This window comes from Hymenobacter cellulosilyticus, from assembly GCF_022919215.1.
Classification (GTDB): Bacteria; Bacteroidota; Bacteroidia; order Cytophagales; family Hymenobacteraceae; genus Hymenobacter; species Hymenobacter cellulosilyticus.
Window position 1 is genome coordinate 2,936,927 of record NZ_CP095046.1, and the last position, 15,984, is coordinate 2,952,910.

The window sequence follows — 15,984 nt, forward strand, 5'->3', positions numbered from 1 at the left end:
AAAAAAATACCCGATTGTCTAACCTAGGTATTTTTACCTGCCTGGACTTAGGCCGTTGCCTCGGACTTGTTTCCGGTTGTCCCCCGGCAACCAGGTATAAATACCTGATTTTGCAACTCCCGTGTTTCTACCCACTGCCGCGCTTGCCCGAATGCGGTACTTTGGGACTATCAAGATCTTCTTGCTACTTCCTGTCTTATTCTCTCGTTTCAGCCCATGGCCAACAAGATTTTACCACCTAATATAACTCCGGCAGATTACCGGGATGCTACTCTGAACTGGGTTCAAACCATTGAGCGGCCTACTTCTGAAGCGTACAAGATCTTTGAGGTAGACAGCACCCAGCTCACGGCCGTCAGCTTTCCGCTCGAGGCCATTATTTCGCTACTTTCTACCGTGCGCGTCCACTACATCGAGGCCCGGTTTCTGGTTGTTAACGACCGGTTTTCCATTGGGCTGTATGCCACCGACGTAAACCACGTGCGCCTTTCGGGCTATTACCAGGCTTACTCCTGGTGGACGACGCCCATAATGGGGGCTCCCGCCAAGTCTTTTACCGGCACCGACCAGGCCCCTACGCCCTGGTTAGCGCCTGGACTACGGCCTGGAAGGACGTGCCACCGTCTGAGTTGAAGCCCGAAATGTTTATCACCAGCTACGGTACTCTAGAAGGCTACAGCTTCAAGGCCGCCGACTTCATGCAGCCGCTTTTTGAGGCGCAGGACGTAAGCGGCCTGGAAATTCGAGTTGACCTCTGCCTGCACCAGTACTACCCAGCTGTAGCCGCCGGCGACTCGCCGCTGCAGCAAACCTTCGGGCTGGTGCTGCGCTTGTCGCCGCCCAATAGCACCGAGCAGGTCGCCCAGGCCCAGCAAACAGCGGCCATTGTTGCCAGCACGCCCTTCTTCGACTTGTCGACGCCCTGCCCGCCCGGCACCTGATTTGGCTGCCCGAAGGCCGTTCTTTCCGTCTGATTATTAGCCGCGCATCTTTCGCCTATGCATTTTACGCTGCAGCAACTCCTAATGCGGCTCACCCTGGTGCCCGTCCTAGTGGCGGGCATCATTGGTTTCGTACGCTTCCGTCAGCTGCCCCTCAACCTGCGCTACCTGGCCGGGCTGCTGTGGTTTGTGTTGCCCATCGAAATCCTGGGCGTGGTGCTGCTGACCTTGCACCGCAACAACCTGTTTCTGATGCCTATCTACATGGTGGGCGAAACCTGCCTGCTGGGTCTGGTGTATCTGCACACGCTACAGTCGCGGCCTTTTACCCGCCTACTGCCCTGGGTGGTGGGCGGCTTTACCCTCTACGCCCTGGCCGACACGCTCTGGGCCGAGAATCTGACCCGGTTCCGGCCCGGGCAGCAGGTGCTGCAGGCGGTGCTGGTACTGGGCTTCGTGGGTTTGTATTTCCGCAAGCTGCTCAACGAGTTGCAGGTGCCGCACCCCACCCGGGAGCCAATGTTCTGGGTGTCAACCGGGCTGTTTATTTACTTTCTGGGCTACCTGCAAATTGCCTTGTTCAGCAACTACCTGCTGCAGTACTCGCAGCAGCTGAATCATAACATCTGGGCCGTTCACTCGCTGCTGTATCTGGTGCTGCACAGCTGCTTTGGTTACGCGCTATGGCTGCGCCCCCGGAAGTAGCCTTTGCCCAGCTGCTCTTCGGCGGCATTGCCTTCATGCTGCTGGCTGGCGGCAGCCTGGTCGTGTTTCTGGTAACCTACCAGAAGCGCCTGCTACACCAGCAGCTGCGCCTACGCCTGGCCGAGGCCGAACACCAGCAGCAGCTGCTTACCGCTATTATTGAGGCTCAGGAAGGAGAGCGGGAGCGAATCGGGCGGGACCTGCACGACGGCATCGGGTCCACCATTTCCACGGCCAAGCTGCTGCTCAACCGTCTGGAAAGTCTGCCGCCTGATGCTGAGGATGCCCAAGGCCTGCTCAAGCTCGTTCGCGAGATTATGGGCACGGCCGTGCACGACGTGCGCAGCATTTCCCACAGCCTGTATCCGGCTGTGCTGGCCCGGTTTGGCCTGGCCGAAGCTCTGCAACACTTGGTAGACGTAAGCAACGAAACCGGGCAGCTGCCCATCCTGCTCGAGGTAGACTACCACCGGCCCCTGGCCCTGGCTCAGGAGCTGGCCTTGTACCGCATTACCCAAGAGCTGGTGCACAACGCCTTGAAGCACGCCCGCGGCGCCACCCGCCTGCTGGTGCAGCTGCATCAGCAGGGCCCGCGCCTGACGCTGGTGGTGGAAGACAACGGCTGTGGCTTTGGCGAGGAGCTGGGCCGCGGGCGGGGCTGCGCAGCATCGAGGTGCGGGTGCAGATGCTGCAGGGCCGCCTTTGGCAGCAATCCGCCGCCGGGCAGGGCGCCCGCATGGTTATTGAGCTCGACGCCCGGCCGGAATAGCTAGTGCCGAATTGTTGTGCTACTATTGCGGTAGCTTCGCTTTTCCCGAAAGGAAGCCCCGCTACATTATCCCATTATCTACTAGTTATGGCTACTGTTTCGCGTTCCGTTCACATTGCTTTGCTCGACGACCACGCCCTGTTTCGCCAGGGGCTGCGCTACATTCTGCAGTCGTTGCCATACGTGGAAACGGTGGTAGAAGCCGCCACGTTTGCCGAGCTGCTGGCTCATTGCCGGCAGCGTCTGCCCGACGTGCTCCTGCTGGATCTGCAGATGCCGGAAGTAGATGGAGCCGAGGCTACCCGTTTGCTGCTGGCCGAGTTTCCGGACCTAAAAATCATTGTGCTGTCGATGTTTTCGGCCGATAAGTTTATCACCCAGATGATGAAGCTGGGGGTGCGCAGTTACCTGCCCAAAGACTCGGACCAGGAGCAGCTAAGCCAGGCCCTGGAGGCGGTACTGCTCACGGGGCACCACTTCACCCCGAGCATTTCGCGGGCTCTGATGCGGGCCGTGCAGCACCCCACCCGGCAGCAACCCACCACGCTGCCCCACCTCGTGCAGCTTACCCCGCGGGAGCTGGAGGTGCTGCACCGCATCTGTCAGGGCCGTAAAGCCTCCGAAATTGCCGATGAGCTGTTTTTGAGCCGGCGGACGGTGGAAGGACACCGCCAGAATTTGCTGGAAAAAACCGGCGCGCCCAACTCCGCGGGCCTGGTCGTGTATGCCGCCCAGCACGGTTTGCTGCCGGAGTAGAAAGAGCTTCAGAATAGAATTGTCCTAACCGGCTATAAAGCAGAACGTCATTCCGAGCGCAGGACTCCTCTCTGCGTTCGAAATGACGTTTGGTTAGGCCCTAAAGCCGGTCTTACGGACCAAGCTTAGCTTTTCTTGGCCGGGGCTTTTTTGGCTGGAGCGGGCTTAGCGGTAGTATTTTTCACCGGGAAGCCGCGCTCCTTCATCAGGGCGTCGATTTTCGGGTCGCGGCCCCGGAACTTGCGGTACCCGTCGGCCGGGTCGATGGTATTGCCCACGGAGAAGACGTTGTCGGTCAGGCGCTTGCCCACGGCTTTGTCGTAGGGGCCGCCGGCTTCGGTGAAGGCCGAGTAGGCATCCGAGGCCAGTACCACCGACCACAGGTAGCTGTAGTAACCGGCCGAGTAGCCATCCGAAGAGAAGACGTGCGAGAACTGCGGGGTGCGGTGGCGCATCACGATTTCGCGGGGCATGCCCATCTGGGTCAGGGTTTCGCGCTCAAACCTGTCGGCGTCAATCTTCTGGGAGCCGGCCAAATGCAGCTTCATGTCAATCAGGGCGCTGGCCAGAAACTCGGTGGTTTCGAAGCCCTGGTTGAAGGTAGAGGCCTTCTCAATCCGGTCGACTAATGCTTGCGGAATCGGCTTGCCGGTCTGGTAGTGCAGGGCAAAGCGGTTGAGCACCTGGGGCGTGGGCAGCCAGTTTTCGAGCAGCTGGGAGGGGAATTCGACGTAGTCGCGCACCACGCTGGTGCCCGAGAGGGTAGGGTAGGTTACATTTGAGGATAGGCCGTGCAGGGCGTGGCCAAACTCGTGGAACAGGGTGGTGGCGTCGGTCCAGGAAATGAGCGTGGGCTCCCCGTCCTTGCCTTTCACGAAGTTGGAGTTGTTCGACACGATGGTTGTCACGTTGCCGTCGAGGCGCTGCTGGTTGCGGTAGGCGTTCATCCAGGCTCCCGAGCGTTTGCCGGGCCGGGCGTAGGGGTCGAAGTACCACAGGCCGATGTGCTTGCCGCTGGTCTTGTCTTTTACCTCCCAGACTTTCACGTCGGGGTGGTACACGGGCACGTTGGTCACGGGCGAGAACGAGAAGTTGAACAGCTCGCCAGCCACCCAGAACATGCCTTCCCGCATTTTGTCCAGCTGCAGGTACTGTTTCACTTCGTTCTGGTCGAGGTCGTAGCGCTGCTTGCGCACTTTCTCGGCATAGTAGCGGTAATCCCAGGGCTCGATTTTGAAGTCGGCGCCGGCTCCCTCTTTCTTGGCCAGGGCCTGCATGTCGGCCACTTCCTCCTTGGCGCGGGCTACGGCCGGCGTCCAAACCTGCTCCATAAGCTGCATGGCGGCTTCGGGCGTTTTAGCCATGGTGTTGTCGAGGCGCCAATGGGCGTGGGTGGCATAGCCCAGCAGCTTGGCCCGCTCGGCCCGCAGCTGCAGAATCTCGCTGATAATGGCGTTGTTGTCGTGGGCCCCGCCGTTGTCGCCGCGGTTGTAGAACATGCGCCAGGCCTTCTCGCGCAGCTTGCGCTGGTCGGAGTAAGTCAGGAAGGGCTCCACGCTGGAACGAGTGTTGGTAATGACCCCGGCCGCACCCGAAATCTTGCGGCTAGTGGCAGCCGCGGCGGCATCCGCCTGCAGCGAAGTGGAAAGCCCAGCCAGGTCGGCCGGCGTCTTGAGCACCAGCACCGAGTCCTGCTCGTCGGCCAGCACGTTCTGGCTAAAGCGCGTGAACAGGCCCGCCAGCTGCTGGTTGATGGCCGACAAGCGGGTTTTGGCCTTGGCGTCGAGCTTGGCGCCCGAGCGCACGAAGTTGTTGTAGTAAATCCAGGTCAGGCGCTGCTGCTCGGGGGTGAGCTTCTTCTTGTCGGGCGAGTTGTACACGGCCTCGATGCGCTTGAACAGGGCTTCGTTCTGGTTGATCTGGTCGCCGAAAGCAGCCATGCGCGGGGCCATTTCGCGCTGAATAGCCTGGATGTCGGGCGTGCTCAGGGAGCCCGACCAGATGCCGTAAATGGTCTGAATTTCGTCGAGGCGCTGCCCGGCCCGCTCCAGAGCAGCAATGGTGTTGTCGAAGGTCGGGGCCTGCTTGTTGGAGGCAATGGCCTGGATTTCGGCCAGGTTCTGGGCCATGCCGGCTTCAATGGCGGGCTTGAACTGGGCTACCTGCACCTTATCGAAGGGCGGCACGCCGCCGTAAGGGCCTTCCCAGGCCATGAGCAGCGGGTTGGCTACGGCCGCCGAGCTGGCCGCCGGGTTTGGGCAACGCTGGAAGTAGGAGACACGAAGGAAGCCAGGCTTAAAGTGAGAAAGGTATTGGCCAGCAGAAACTTGCTGGATGGGGACAATTTGGACATAAGCAAAAAGCCGGTCGGAAGGTGAAAGGAAGTCGGAAGATAACACGGAAAAGCCGCTGGGGTTGCGTGGCGGGCGGGGTAGCGTGTCGGGCAAAACAACCCGGCGCACGTGTAAATCGTGCCAGTCCGGCACGGCTTGCCGACCTTTGCCCGCATGCACACCCTTGAACAGCTGCGCAGCGGGGCTCTGGCCGGCACCACTCGCCTCGACCTTTCCTGCGGCCTCACCGAATTTCCCCGCGAAATCTTTGACCTGGCCGACACGCTGGAAATCCTGAATCTGTCGGGCAACCGGCTTTCCGCCTTGCCTGCCGATTTGGGCCGGCTCGGCAAACTGCGCATCCTGTTTTGCTCCGACAACCTGTTTACCGAGGTGCCGGCCGTGCTCGGGGAGTGTAAGCAGCTAAGCATGGTAGGCTTCAAGGCTAACCAGATTCATACCCTGCCCGGCGCGGCTCTGCCACCCAAGCTGCGCTGGCTGATCTTGACCGACAACCAGCTGCGAGAGCTGCCGGCCGAAATTGGCAACTGCCCGCAGCTGCAAAAGCTGATGCTGGCTGGCAACCAGCTCACGGCTTTACCCGAAACGTTGCGCAACTGCCACCGCCTGGAGCTGCTGCGCCTGGCCGCCAATTACCTGCCTGAGTTGCCGGCTTGGCTGCTGACAATGCCCCGCCTGACCTGGCTAGCCTATGCCGGCAACCCGTTCGGCGAGGGCGCGCAGGCCCAGGCAGAAATGCAGCATCCTATTCGGGAAATAGCCTGGACCGAGCTAGAAGTGGGTCGGCTGCTGGGTGAGGGCGCGTCGGGGTAATTTCCCAGGCCCGCTGGCAGCGCAAGCAGGCGCCGGTCCAGGAAGTAGCCGTGAAGGTGTTTAAAGGGGCCGTGACCAGCGACGGGCTGCCCCACAGCGAAATGGTGGCCTGCATCAGCGCCGGGGCCCACCCCAACCTAACGACGGTGGAGGGCAAAATATCGGCCCACCCGCTGGGGCCGAAGGACTAGTGCTGGAATTAATTCCGCCCGAGTTCCGGATTCTGGCCGGGCCGCCCAGCTTCGAAACCTGCACCCGCGACGTGTACGCGCCGGGCACCCGCTTCAGTCTGGAAACCACCCTGCGCATTGCGCGCGGCGTGGCTTCGGCGGTGGCTCACCTACACCAGCGCGGCATTCTGCACGGCGACTTATACGCCCACAACATCCTGACTTCTCCAACGGGTGCGGCCCGGCTCAGCGATTTTGGGGCGGCCAGCTTCTTCGACCCGGCAACGGCTGTGGGTGCCGGGCTGCAGCGCCTGGAAGTGCGGGCTTTCGGCTGCCTGCTGGAAGAACTGCTGGCTCATTGCGAAGCGGCGGAGGCAGATGCCGAGGCCATCCGGAAGCTGCGGGAGCTGCAGCAACGGTGCGTAAGTCCGCTGGGTGAGGCGCGGCCGTTGCTGGCCGAAATAGAGCGGGAGCTGGCAAAGGTGTAGCCGAGCGGCCGGGCGGTACCATAAAAAATGCCGCGGCCGGGCCTTGACTTGCAACGGCCTACTTGCCTTATCTTTGTAACTATGAATGCTCCCCTGTTTCACGTAGGCCAGCCGGTGGTCTGCACCAACGACGACTTTACTTTGCTGCTGGTCCAGAACCCGGCCATCCAGACGCCCAAGCGCGGGCCTATCTACACCGTGCGCAGCCTGTTTGATACGCACCGCGGGTTTGGCATCACGCTGGAGGAAATCAACAACGCGGGCGTGGCCCCGGGCTTTCCGGAAGCTAACTTCCACGAAAGCCGCTTTGCCGCCGTGCCCCCGGTAGAGGAGCTGGATCTGGCCGAACTCATGGCCGAGGAGGTAACCGCCTAGCACCCGGCTTCCGGCCGGTAGGAAAGCCCAGCAGAGAGCTGCACCGTGGGAACAATCAACGGGCTGGTTTGCGTATAGAATACGTCCGCACAGCAAACCAGCGGCTGATTCGTATGAAGATTCCCGGCTTGAAAATGCGTCCCCAGCGGGACGGTTCCCCCGACGACAACTACAGCAAATGGGGCTGGTACGCCATGGCCGTCCTTTCCCTGCTTTGGATTATCTACAACCTGATGGACGGCAAGTAAGCGGCCTTCTCAACGCTACCAAGCCCTTTGCCAGCACTGGTGAAGGGCTTTCTGCGTTTAGTGAAATCGGACTTAGCACGTGCTTAGATAGGCCCCGCCGCCTAGTGCGCCAAGCTTTGCTTGGGCTGGCAGAGCAGGAGTGAAGCCGTAGAGCAGTCGGCGGTGGAAGAAGGCTTTTGCGTAGGTTTGAACTCCCATCCCGCCCTGGAGAAGCTGCCCGCTTTTCTGCCCATTCCCGCCCTGCCTGTTGTTGCCTTATCCCGCCCCTCGTCCCTGGATTCTGCCCGTTATTGTATTAGCCCAGTTTGCCGGAACCTCACTCTGGTTTGCCGGCAACAGCGTGCTGCCCGAGTTGCTGCGGAACCCGCGCCTGAGTGGGGCTAGTCTGGGCGGGGTGGTGTCGGCAGTGCAGCTGGGCTTTATTGTAGGCACGCTGGTATTTGCCCTGCTTTCCCTAGCCGACCGGGTGCCGCCGGCCCGCCTATTTTTGCTCAGTGCCCTGGCCGGCAGCGCGGCCAATCTGGGCTTGCTGCTGCCGGGGCTGTCGGCGGCGGGGCTGCTGGGGCTGCGGTTTGGTACGGGGCTGTGTCTGGCCGGAATTTACCCCGTGGGTATGAAAATAGCGGCCGACTATTACGCCGGGGCTTGGGTAAGGCGCTGGGCTTTTTGGTGGGCGCCCTGGTGCTGGGCACGGCTTTGCCCACGGCCTGCGCTGGCTCGGGGCCGGGCTGCCGTGGGCGGCGGTGGTCCTGGCCACGTCGGCTTTGGCGGCCGGTGGGGGCGTACTGCTGTGGCTGCTGGTACCCAACGGTCCGTTTCGGCGACCCGGCAGCCGGCTGCAGCTGAGTGCGGTGCGCGGCATCTGGCGGCACGCGCCGTTCCGGGCCGCGGCCTTCGGGTATTTCGGGCACATGTGGGAGCTGTACACTTTCTGGGCCTTCGTGCCATTTTTGCTGGCTGGGTATGAGCGGCTGCACCCGGCGGCGGGGCCGCTGCCGGCCGGGCTGGCCTTTGGCATCATTGGCGCCGGGGCCCTGGCCTGCGTGGGCAGCGGCTACCTGGCCCAGCGCGGGGCTCGTGGCGGCCGGCCCGGCTGGCGCTGTGGGTTTCCGGGGCGTGCTGTCTGCTGAGTCCGGCCCTGCTGCTCTTGCCACTGCCGCTGTTTGTAGCCGTCATGCTGGTCTGGGGCCTGGCTGTGGTAGCCGATTCGCCCCAGTTTTCGGCCCTGGTGGCTCAGGAGGCACCCGCGGCCATCAAGGGCACGGCCCTGACCCTAGTTACCTGCCTGGGCTTTGCGCTGACCGTTGTGAGCCTGCAGCTGTTTGGGGCGCTGCAAGGTGTGGTTGAGGCGCAGTATCTGTTTCTGCTGCTGGCTCCGGGGCCGCTGCTGGGTTTGTGGGCCACGCGCAAAGCGGTAACACGAACTGTATAGTTCGCGCTACCGGATGCTACTAACTTACTGCGGCTTTGAGTAAAAGTACTCCTGTTCACCCCGGGCTCCGCTCTGGTGGCGTTGGGCTTCCTGGGCGCGCAGCTCCACCCGGCGGATTTTCCCGCTGATGGTCTTCGGCAATTCCGTTACGAACTCCAGAATCCGGGGCATTTTGTAAGGGGCCAGCTGAGCGCGGCAGAAAGCAAACAGCTCCGTGGCCAGGGCTTCACCGGCCGTCGAATCGGGGTGGAGCAGCACGTAGGCTTTGATTTCGTGGCCCTTGATGGGGTGCGGGGAGCCCACCACGGCGGCTTCGACCACGGCCGGGTGCTCCACCAGGGCGCTTTCCACTTCGAAAGGGCCCACGCGGTAGTCCGAGGACTTAATTACGTCATCGTCGCGACCCACAAACCAGAGGTAGCCGTCGGGGCTGCGGTAGGCTTTGTCGCCGGTGTAGTAGAGGCCGTGACGAAACACGCTGGCCCCGCGCTCCGGCTCCCCGAAGTACTCCTTGAAAATGCCGTTGGGCCGCCCCGAGTCCATGCGCACGGCAATGTGGCCTTCCTCGGTGTCGAGCAACACGCGGCCTTCGTCGTCAGCAATAACCACGTCGTACAGAAAGGACGGTTGACCCATGGAGCCCAGCTGCACCCGGCTGCCGGGCAAATTGTACACCATAGCCGTGCTTTCCGTTTGCCCGTACCCATCCCGAATCAGAACCCCGGTGCCGCGCTGCCAGGCCTCGATAACCTCCGGATTCAGCGGCTCGCCGGCGCTGACGCACTCTCGGAAGCTAAACCGGTACTGGGTCAGGTCTTCCAGAATGAGCAGGCGCAGTACGGTAGGCGGGGCGCAAAACGTGGTAACGCCTTGCTGCTCTAAGGTGCGCAGCAGGGGCGGGGCCGCAAACTTGCCGGTTTGCCGGTACACCAGCAAGGTTGCACCCACGCTCAGGGGCGCGAAAAAGCTGCTCCAGGCAAACTTGGCCCAGCCGGCCTGGGAAATATTGCAGTGTATATCCGAGGCCCGCACCCCAATCCAGGCGGCGGTGCTCAGGTGGCCCACCGGGTAGGAAAAGTGGGTGTGGGTCACAATTTTGGGCTGACCCGTGGTACCTGAGGTGAAAAACAAGAACAGCGGGTCGTCGGCACGGGTTGGGGCCGGCTCGACGGTTTCCAGAGCCGCGGCCGGAACCGGGAAGCTCACCCAGCCGGGCCGGGTATCGGCACCCACCAGCATTTTCAGCGGTATGGGCTGGCCGTGCAGGGCTTCGGCCTGGTCAATCTTCTCGGCGTTTTCATAGTCGGCAATGACCACGGCGGGCAGCAGGCGGCTGAAGCGGTAGGCCAGATCGGGCACGGCCATAATAGTAGCCGTCGGAATCAGCACCTGCCCGCCCTTGATGCCAGCCAGGTAGGTCAGCCAGAGCTCGGGCACCACGGGCACCATCAGCAGCACAGCCTGCCCGGCTTCCACTTTCTGCCCGCGCCAGAAACCCAGCAGCTGGTTGGCCGCGCGGCTTAGCTCGGCGTAGGTGAAGCGCTGCTCCGTCCCGTCGTCGCCGATGAGCACCAGAGCCTCTTTTTCCGGCTGCCGGGCCGTATGCAGCCCCTCGAAAATGTCGGAGGTCCAGTTGAAGTATTCGGGCTTGGGCACCGGCAACTGCGCCAGCGCGGCGTAGTCACCGGCCTCGGTCAGGCGCTGGAATTCCTGGAAATAGTCTTGCATGGGGTGGTAGGTAAGGGCGAGGAAAAGGAGGCTGGTGGGGTATCGGTCAGCCAACTTGCGCAACTGCCACGACAAGCGCAAGAACGAAATACCCAGGTGCGGCCTAAGCCACCCTTCGGCTGTCGTATATTCGCCCCATGAGCTTGGACCCTGCTACCTTTTTTCACCACGCGGCCGACGCCGAAAAAACCACCGTGTACACCCAGAACGCCGACGGCGACCTGGAGCCCCACGACGCCCTGCTCATTGCCCAGACTCACCGCCAGCGGCTGTTTGTGACCTTGGAACCCCGCCGGCGCTACGTCACCTACAGCTTCGTCGACGACTCCTCCGACGAGGTGGAACTGGATTTCGTGCAGGATTACCAGGAAGTGGAAGAGCTGCTGGAAGACGCCGGCCTCTACGGTGGTCACGACGGGGAAGTGGGCGTGGTGTACCACAACCTGCTGTTTCTGCTGATGAACCCCTAGCCGGCCCGGGCTGTTTGCCGGACGTATGCTGCGCTGGATTGACGTTCTGACCTTTGCCAAGTACGGCAACCCCGAGCCGCCCCGGCGGGTAGAAAAGACGGAGGCCGAATGGGCCGCGGAGCTGCCGCCGGCCCGGTTTCGGGTGCTGCGGCAGCACGCCACCGAGCCTCCCTACCGCAACGCCTACTGCCGCAGCTACGAGCCGGGCGAGTACCAGTGCGCCGGCTGCGGCACGCCGCTGTTCGACTCTACCACGAAGTACCACGCCATTTCGGGCTGGCCCAGCTTCACCCAGCCCGCGGCCCGTGGTGCCATCCAGTACCACTTCGATGAAAGCCATAACATGCAGCGGGTGGAAGTGCGCTGCAACGTGTGCGGTGGCCACCTGGGCCACGTCTTCCCCGACGGACCCGCCCCGGCCGGGCTGCGCTACTGCATCAATTCGGAAAGCTTGGTGCGGGTGGGAGAAGACGAAATCCCTTCTTAATAGTATTGGCATCCGCCCGGAAAATTGAACGACCGTTTTATTGTACGATAAATAGCAAGTAACATGTGGCTGATTTTAAATAGAGTACTGTATTATTCTAAGCGGGCAGCTTTAACTTTTTTATACTTGTTACTTGTATTCGGATGCGTGATGGGAGGGCATTGTTTATCTATTAACATTACAGATACAGTAGGCTGCTTTTTATTGTCCGTTGTTTACTACTTTCCGGCAATGTGGCTTACTCTATTCATTTCTTTAGAATTACTCAAAAAGAGTGATTTTCTTACAAAGAAGAGAGCCTTCTCATTGCTGATTTCAGCAATAGTGTATGTAGTAATTATACTGCTTTTATCCTCTATGAGCCTTTCAGTGATCAATGATATTACGTTCGCAGGTATGTTATTTTCAACATTTATAATACCGTTTATGTATCTAAGATTTTTTTCTACAAGTTGGCAAATGCATGAAGCAATGCGCTAGGTAGTGCCTTTGCCCCACAGTTATTGGTAGTCTTCCACAGAGTCACTGCCGACTTTAAGTAAACGGACCGGAACTCCGTCCCAGGCAAGTTGCTCATGCGGCTGTAACGGCTTCTTACTTTAAACGGGCAAACTCCGATTTTACCATGAGTTTCTTGAACTCCTAGCTTTTCAGAAGATTTGGGTATGGACAAGCCGTGCAATATGCACCCGGCCTAGTGCCAGACCAGGAGGAGCCGCCCGAAAGCCGCCGTGGTTAACCCGTCCGCGGTTTGCGTAGTATAGCCACCAACACCTTTTCGGACCTGCCCGCGGCTCATGGCGACACCTAACCCTGCTTCTTCACCTAACTTTACCGGCTTTGTGCGCGTGCGCGGAGCCCGGGAACACAACCTCAAAAACGTTGACGTCGACATTCCCCGCGACGCTCTAGTTGTCTTCACCGGCGTCTCGGGCTCGGGCAAGTCGAGCCTAGCGTTTGGCACACTCTACGCCGAGGCCCAGCGCCGCTACCTGGAATCGGTGTCGCCCTACGCCCGGCGGCTGTTTCACCAGATGGCCGTGCCCGAGGTGGATAGCATCGACGGGCTGCCACCGGCCGTAGCCCTGCAGCAGCAGCGCGGCACCCCCACCACCCGCTCGTCGGTGGGCTCGGTCACGACCCTGTCGAACCTGCTGCGCATGCTCTACTCCCGGGCCGGCGACTACCCCGCGGGCCAGAGCATCGTCTACGCCGAAGGTTTTTCGCCCAATACGCCCGAAGGGGCCTGCCCGCAGTGCCACGGCCTGGGCCGCATCTACGAAGTCACGGAGCAAACCATGGTGCCCGACCCCACGCTGACGATTCGCGAAAGGGCCATTGCGGCCTGGCCCCAGGCCTGGGGCGGCCAAAACCAGCGCGACATCCTTGTCACTTTGGGCTACGACGTGGACACGCCCTGGCAAGACCTGCCGCAGAAAGACCGGAACTGGATTCTGTTTACCGAAGAGCAGCCCGTGGTGCCCGTGTACCCCGGCTACTCACCAGCCGAAACGCAACGCGCCCTTAAGCGCAAGGAGCCACCAAACTACATGGGCACCTTCACCGGCGTAAAGCGCCACGTGCTCCACACGTTTGCCACGACCCAAAGCCCCTTGATGAAGAAGCGGGCCTTGCAGTACATGCTCAGCACCGAGTGCCCCACCTGCCAGGGCAAGCGCCTGCGGCCCGAGTCGTTGGCTGTCAAGTTTGCCGGTCTCGACATTGCCGACATGGCCCGCCTGCCGCTCAAGCGGGTGGCCGGCTTGCTCAAACCTTACGCCGACGGCACCGCGGCGGGCCGCAAAAAGCACGACGCGGCCCACCCCGAGCAAACCATTGTAGCCCAGCGCATCGCCGAGGACCTCTGCGCCCGCCTCACCGTGCTGCTGGATCTGGGGTTGGGCTACTTGGCCCTGGAGCGCAGCACACCCACATTGTCGCCGGGCGAGCTGCAGCGCTTACGTTTGGCTACCCAGCTGTATTCCAATCTGTTTGGGGTGGTGTATGTGCTTGATGAGCCCTCGGCCGGCCTGCACCCTTCCGACACGGAGGCCCTGCTCCAAGCCCTGCGCAGCCTGAAAAAAGCCGGCAACTCCCTGTTTGTGGTGGAGCACAACCTGGACGTGGTGCGGCAGGCCGACTGGCTCGTGGACGTAGGGCCCGCCGCCGGGGAGCAGGGTGGGGAAATACTGTACAGTGGTGCCCCGGCTGGTTTGGCCGACGTGGAAGCGTCCCAGACCAAGCGGTTTCTATTCAACGAAGCCGCTGCCGAAGCCCGCACCCCGCGCACCCCCAGCGGCTGGCTCAAGCTGCAGGGCGTCACGCGCAACAACCTGAGTAACCTCGCCGTGGAGTTTCCGCTGGGCGTGTTTACCACCGTTACGGGCGTGTCGGGCTCGGGTAAATCGAGTCTGGTAAGCCAGGTGCTGGTGGAGCTAGTAGCCGAAAGCCTGGGCCAAACGGTGGAAGCCGAGGAAGAGGAAACCGACCCGCTGGAGCAAACTGTTCCCGTGGCTACCGGCGGCCGAATCGTGAGTGGCCTGGAGCAGATCAAGCGGCTGGTGCGCGTGGATCAGAAACCCATTGGCCGCACGCCCCGCTCCAACATGGCTACTTATACCGGCCTGTTTGACCACGTCCGCAAGCTGTTTGCCGCCACGCCGGCGGCCAAGAAGCGGCGCTACGACGCCGGCCGGTTTTCCTTCAACGTGGCCAAGGGCCGCTGCGAAAACTGCCAGGGCGAAGGATTCGTGATGGTCGAGCTGCTGTTTTTGCCCAGCGTGTACGCGCCCTGCCCGGTGTGCCACGGGGCCCGCTACAACGCCAAAACCCTGGAAATAACCTACCGCGACAAGAACATTGCCGAGGTGCTGGGTCTGACCGTAGACGACGCCTGGGCCTTTTTCGCCGACGAGCCCACCATTCACCGGGCCCTGACGGTGCTGCGGGAAGTGGGCTTGGGCTACCTGCGCCTGGGGCAGCCCGCCACGGAGCTGAGCGGGGGCGAGGCCCAGCGCATCAAGCTGGCTACCGAGCTGCAGCGGGCCCAGCGCGGCAACTCGCTCTACATCCTCGACGAGCCCACCACTGGCCTGCACCCCTCCGACGTGGAAAAGCTGCTCACCCAGCTCGACGGCCTGGTGGAAGCCGGCAACACGGTCATCGTCGTGGAGCACGACATGCGCGTGGTAGCCGGCTCCGACTGGGTGATGGACGTAGGCCCCGGGGCCGGCGACGAAGGCGGGCAAGTAGTGGTGGCCGGTCCGCCCGCGGAGGTTGCCAAGGTCAAAGGCAGCCGCACGGCGCCCTATCTGCGGCGGTTTTTGGTGGGGTAGAGTAGAGGCTACATCTACTGAGTTCGGCCAGCACACTGTGGAATCGGCTTCGGAACTGAAAATACGCTGGATTTCAGGCACAGCCGCTTTTTCGGCCCGGCGGCCCGGAATATAGTGGACCTTCGGCGCAGAAAAGCCGTAATGAGGAATGTCTGCCCATACATTATATATGCTGATAGGAATGGCCTTTCTGGAAGAGTTTCTGCGTAACCCCGCCACCGTGGGCTCGATGGTGCCCAGTTCCCGTGAGCTGACCGACAAAGTCACGGAGCCCATAGACTTTGCCACTGCTGCCTGCATCGTGGAGTATGGTCCTGGCACGGGCGTTTTTACGGATATCCTGATGGCCCGCCGCCGGCCCGAAACCGTGCTGGTGCTGATAGAGGTGAGCCGCCGGTTTTGCCAGCTGCTGCAGGAGCGCTACGCCGGCCACCCCAACGTGCACGTCATCCACGGCTCGGCCGACCAAACGGCCCAATATCTGCGGCCCCTGGGCGTCGACAAAGTTGATTACGTGGTTAGCGGCCTGCCTTTCTCGTCGTTGCCGCGCCGCCTGGGCTGGCGCATTCTGGAGCACACCAGCCAACTGCTCCGCCCCGAGGGCCGGCTGATTCTGTTTCAGTATTCACTGCGCAATACGCGGCTGTTCGAGCGGTTTTTCCGGCCGGTAGGGCAGGAGCACGTCCTGCTGAACCTGCCCCCGGCTTACGTTTTGACCTACGAGCCCAAACCCGCCGACAGCTAGCCTGCGTCCGTCGCCACGCGGTACTCCGGGTCTTTCACGATGTTGACCTCCATTAGGGGCCGGTAAAGGCGGAGGCTGGGTACCACGCAAAGGTCCCGGCGGGCGTTGCTCACAAGGAAAGCAACCCCCGCCGGTACCAGTTCAATCCCCAAAATGTAGCCGCAAGAT

At 61.6% G+C, this 15,984-nt stretch carries 19 protein-coding genes; 17 read left to right on the top strand and 2 right to left on the bottom strand.

Going from position 1 to position 15,984, the window contains the following annotated elements:
• Positions 1–216 precede the first annotated feature (216 nt).
• From MUN79_RS14400 to MUN79_RS14420, 5 genes are all read left to right on the top strand, one after another.
• On the top strand, positions 217–633 hold the full coding sequence (locus MUN79_RS14400) for a hypothetical protein (RefSeq protein WP_244673407.1): 417 nt from the start codon (positions 217–219) through the stop codon (positions 631–633).
• Complete coding sequence (locus MUN79_RS14405; RefSeq protein ID WP_244673408.1) at positions 630–941, top strand: hypothetical protein; 312 nt, start codon at positions 630–632, stop codon at positions 939–941. The genes MUN79_RS14400 and MUN79_RS14405 overlap by 4 nt, the downstream gene beginning before the upstream one ends.
• Positions 942–998: 57 nt before the next feature.
• A complete protein-coding gene (locus MUN79_RS14410; RefSeq protein WP_244673409.1) occupies positions 999–1,646 on the top strand; it encodes a hypothetical protein in 648 nt (215 codons plus the stop codon).
• The gene (locus MUN79_RS14415; protein ID WP_244673410.1) at positions 1,625–2,419 is read left to right on the top strand and encodes a sensor histidine kinase; all 795 of its coding nucleotides are present in this window, start codon (positions 1,625–1,627) and stop codon (positions 2,417–2,419) included. The genes MUN79_RS14410 and MUN79_RS14415 overlap by 22 nt, the downstream gene beginning before the upstream one ends.
• Positions 2,420–2,502: 83 nt before the next feature.
• On the top strand, positions 2,503–3,171 hold the full coding sequence (locus MUN79_RS14420) for a response regulator transcription factor (protein ID WP_244673411.1): 669 nt from the start codon (positions 2,503–2,505) through the stop codon (positions 3,169–3,171).
• Between the two features lie 125 nt (positions 3,172–3,296).
• Here the strand turns inward: MUN79_RS14420 and MUN79_RS14425 are convergent, their stop codons facing one another.
• The gene (locus tag MUN79_RS14425; protein WP_244673412.1) at positions 3,297–5,384 is read right to left on the bottom strand and encodes a M3 family metallopeptidase; all 2,088 of its coding nucleotides are present in this window, start codon (positions 5,382–5,384) and stop codon (positions 3,297–3,299) included.
• Positions 5,385–5,678: 294 nt separating this feature from the next.
• On the opposite strand from MUN79_RS14425, the gene MUN79_RS14430 reads away from it, so the two are divergent.
• The 8 genes from MUN79_RS14430 to MUN79_RS31050 all read left to right on the top strand — a co-directional run bounded on the left by MUN79_RS14430 (position 5,679) and on the right by MUN79_RS31050 (position 9,051).
• Positions 5,679–6,338: a leucine-rich repeat domain-containing protein gene (locus MUN79_RS14430; protein ID WP_244673413.1), complete on the top strand. Its 660-nt coding sequence runs from the start codon at positions 5,679–5,681 to the stop codon at positions 6,336–6,338.
• Positions 6,339–6,388: 50 nt separating this feature from the next.
• A complete protein-coding gene (locus MUN79_RS14435) occupies positions 6,389–6,529 on the top strand; it encodes a hypothetical protein (RefSeq protein WP_244673414.1) in 141 nt (46 codons plus the stop codon).
• Positions 6,529–6,996, top strand: a complete 468-nt coding sequence (locus tag MUN79_RS14440) for a protein kinase domain-containing protein (protein WP_244673415.1) — start codon at positions 6,529–6,531, stop codon at positions 6,994–6,996. Before MUN79_RS14435 ends, MUN79_RS14440 begins: the two co-directional genes overlap by 1 nt.
• Before the next feature lie 81 nt (positions 6,997–7,077).
• Positions 7,078–7,371, top strand: a complete 294-nt coding sequence (locus MUN79_RS14445; protein ID WP_244673416.1) for a hypothetical protein — start codon at positions 7,078–7,080, stop codon at positions 7,369–7,371.
• A 113-nt stretch (positions 7,372–7,484) separates the two neighbouring features.
• Positions 7,485–7,619: a hypothetical protein gene (locus MUN79_RS30080; RefSeq protein WP_262922861.1), complete on the top strand. Its 135-nt coding sequence runs from the start codon at positions 7,485–7,487 to the stop codon at positions 7,617–7,619.
• 247 nt (positions 7,620–7,866) lie between these two features.
• Positions 7,867–8,586: an MFS transporter gene (locus tag MUN79_RS31040; RefSeq protein WP_311136475.1), complete on the top strand. Its 720-nt coding sequence runs from the start codon at positions 7,867–7,869 to the stop codon at positions 8,584–8,586.
• A complete protein-coding gene (locus tag MUN79_RS31045) occupies positions 8,561–8,749 on the top strand; it encodes a hypothetical protein (RefSeq protein ID WP_311136476.1) in 189 nt (62 codons plus the stop codon). The genes MUN79_RS31040 and MUN79_RS31045 overlap by 26 nt, the downstream gene beginning before the upstream one ends.
• Before the next feature lie 17 nt (positions 8,750–8,766).
• The gene (locus MUN79_RS31050; RefSeq protein WP_311136477.1) at positions 8,767–9,051 is read left to right on the top strand and encodes a hypothetical protein; all 285 of its coding nucleotides are present in this window, start codon (positions 8,767–8,769) and stop codon (positions 9,049–9,051) included.
• A gap of 24 nt (positions 9,052–9,075) precedes the next feature.
• Here MUN79_RS31050 and MUN79_RS14455 read toward each other — a convergent pair whose 3' ends face one another.
• The gene (locus MUN79_RS14455; protein WP_244673417.1) at positions 9,076–10,779 is read right to left on the bottom strand and encodes an acetate--CoA ligase; all 1,704 of its coding nucleotides are present in this window, start codon (positions 10,777–10,779) and stop codon (positions 9,076–9,078) included.
• Between the two features lie 137 nt (positions 10,780–10,916).
• Between MUN79_RS14455 and MUN79_RS14460 the strand changes: the two genes are divergently transcribed.
• The 4 genes from MUN79_RS14460 (at position 10,917) to MUN79_RS14475 (ending at position 15,816) form a co-directional block, all read left to right on the top strand.
• Positions 10,917–11,249, top strand: coding sequence for a hypothetical protein (locus MUN79_RS14460; RefSeq protein WP_244673418.1), 333 nt, complete (start codon positions 10,917–10,919; stop codon positions 11,247–11,249).
• 25 nt (positions 11,250–11,274) lie between these two features.
• A complete protein-coding gene (gene msrB, locus MUN79_RS14465) occupies positions 11,275–11,736 on the top strand; it encodes a peptide-methionine (R)-S-oxide reductase MsrB (protein WP_244673419.1) in 462 nt (153 codons plus the stop codon).
• A 797-nt stretch (positions 11,737–12,533) separates the two neighbouring features.
• Entirely contained in the window at positions 12,534–15,071 is a 2,538-nt protein-coding gene (uvrA, locus tag MUN79_RS14470; RefSeq protein WP_244673420.1) for an excinuclease ABC subunit UvrA, read from the top strand.
• 169 nt (positions 15,072–15,240) lie between these two features.
• Positions 15,241–15,816, top strand: coding sequence for a class I SAM-dependent methyltransferase (locus tag MUN79_RS14475; protein WP_244673421.1), 576 nt, complete (start codon positions 15,241–15,243; stop codon positions 15,814–15,816).
• The last annotated feature ends 168 nt before the right edge of the window (positions 15,817–15,984 follow it).

Coding starts and splice junctions, on each gene's coding strand:
- MUN79_RS14430 (WP_244673413.1), top strand. CDS start 5,679: ATGCACACCCTTGAACAGCTGCGCAGCGGGGCTCTGGCCGGCACCACT.
- MUN79_RS14460 (WP_244673418.1), top strand. CDS start 10,917: ATGAGCTTGGACCCTGCTACCTTTTTTCACCACGCGGCCGACGCCGAA.
- MUN79_RS14420 (WP_244673411.1), top strand. CDS start 2,503: ATGGCTACTGTTTCGCGTTCCGTTCACATTGCTTTGCTCGACGACCAC.
- MUN79_RS14455 (WP_244673417.1), bottom strand. CDS start 10,779: ATGCAAGACTATTTCCAGGAATTCCAGCGCCTGACCGAGGCCGGTGAC.
- MUN79_RS14445 (WP_244673416.1), top strand. CDS start 7,078: ATGAATGCTCCCCTGTTTCACGTAGGCCAGCCGGTGGTCTGCACCAAC.
- uvrA (WP_244673420.1), top strand. CDS start 12,534: ATGGCGACACCTAACCCTGCTTCTTCACCTAACTTTACCGGCTTTGTG.
- MUN79_RS14475 (WP_244673421.1), top strand. CDS start 15,241: ATGCTGATAGGAATGGCCTTTCTGGAAGAGTTTCTGCGTAACCCCGCC.
- MUN79_RS30080 (WP_262922861.1), top strand. CDS start 7,485: ATGAAGATTCCCGGCTTGAAAATGCGTCCCCAGCGGGACGGTTCCCCC.
- MUN79_RS14425 (WP_244673412.1), bottom strand. CDS start 5,384: ATGGCCTGGGAAGGCCCTTACGGCGGCGTGCCGCCCTTCGATAAGGTG.
- MUN79_RS14400 (WP_244673407.1), top strand. CDS start 217: ATGGCCAACAAGATTTTACCACCTAATATAACTCCGGCAGATTACCGG.
- MUN79_RS14415 (WP_244673410.1), top strand. CDS start 1,625: ATGGCTGCGCCCCCGGAAGTAGCCTTTGCCCAGCTGCTCTTCGGCGGC.
- msrB (WP_244673419.1), top strand. CDS start 11,275: ATGCTGCGCTGGATTGACGTTCTGACCTTTGCCAAGTACGGCAACCCC.
- MUN79_RS14410 (WP_244673409.1), top strand. CDS start 999: ATGCATTTTACGCTGCAGCAACTCCTAATGCGGCTCACCCTGGTGCCC.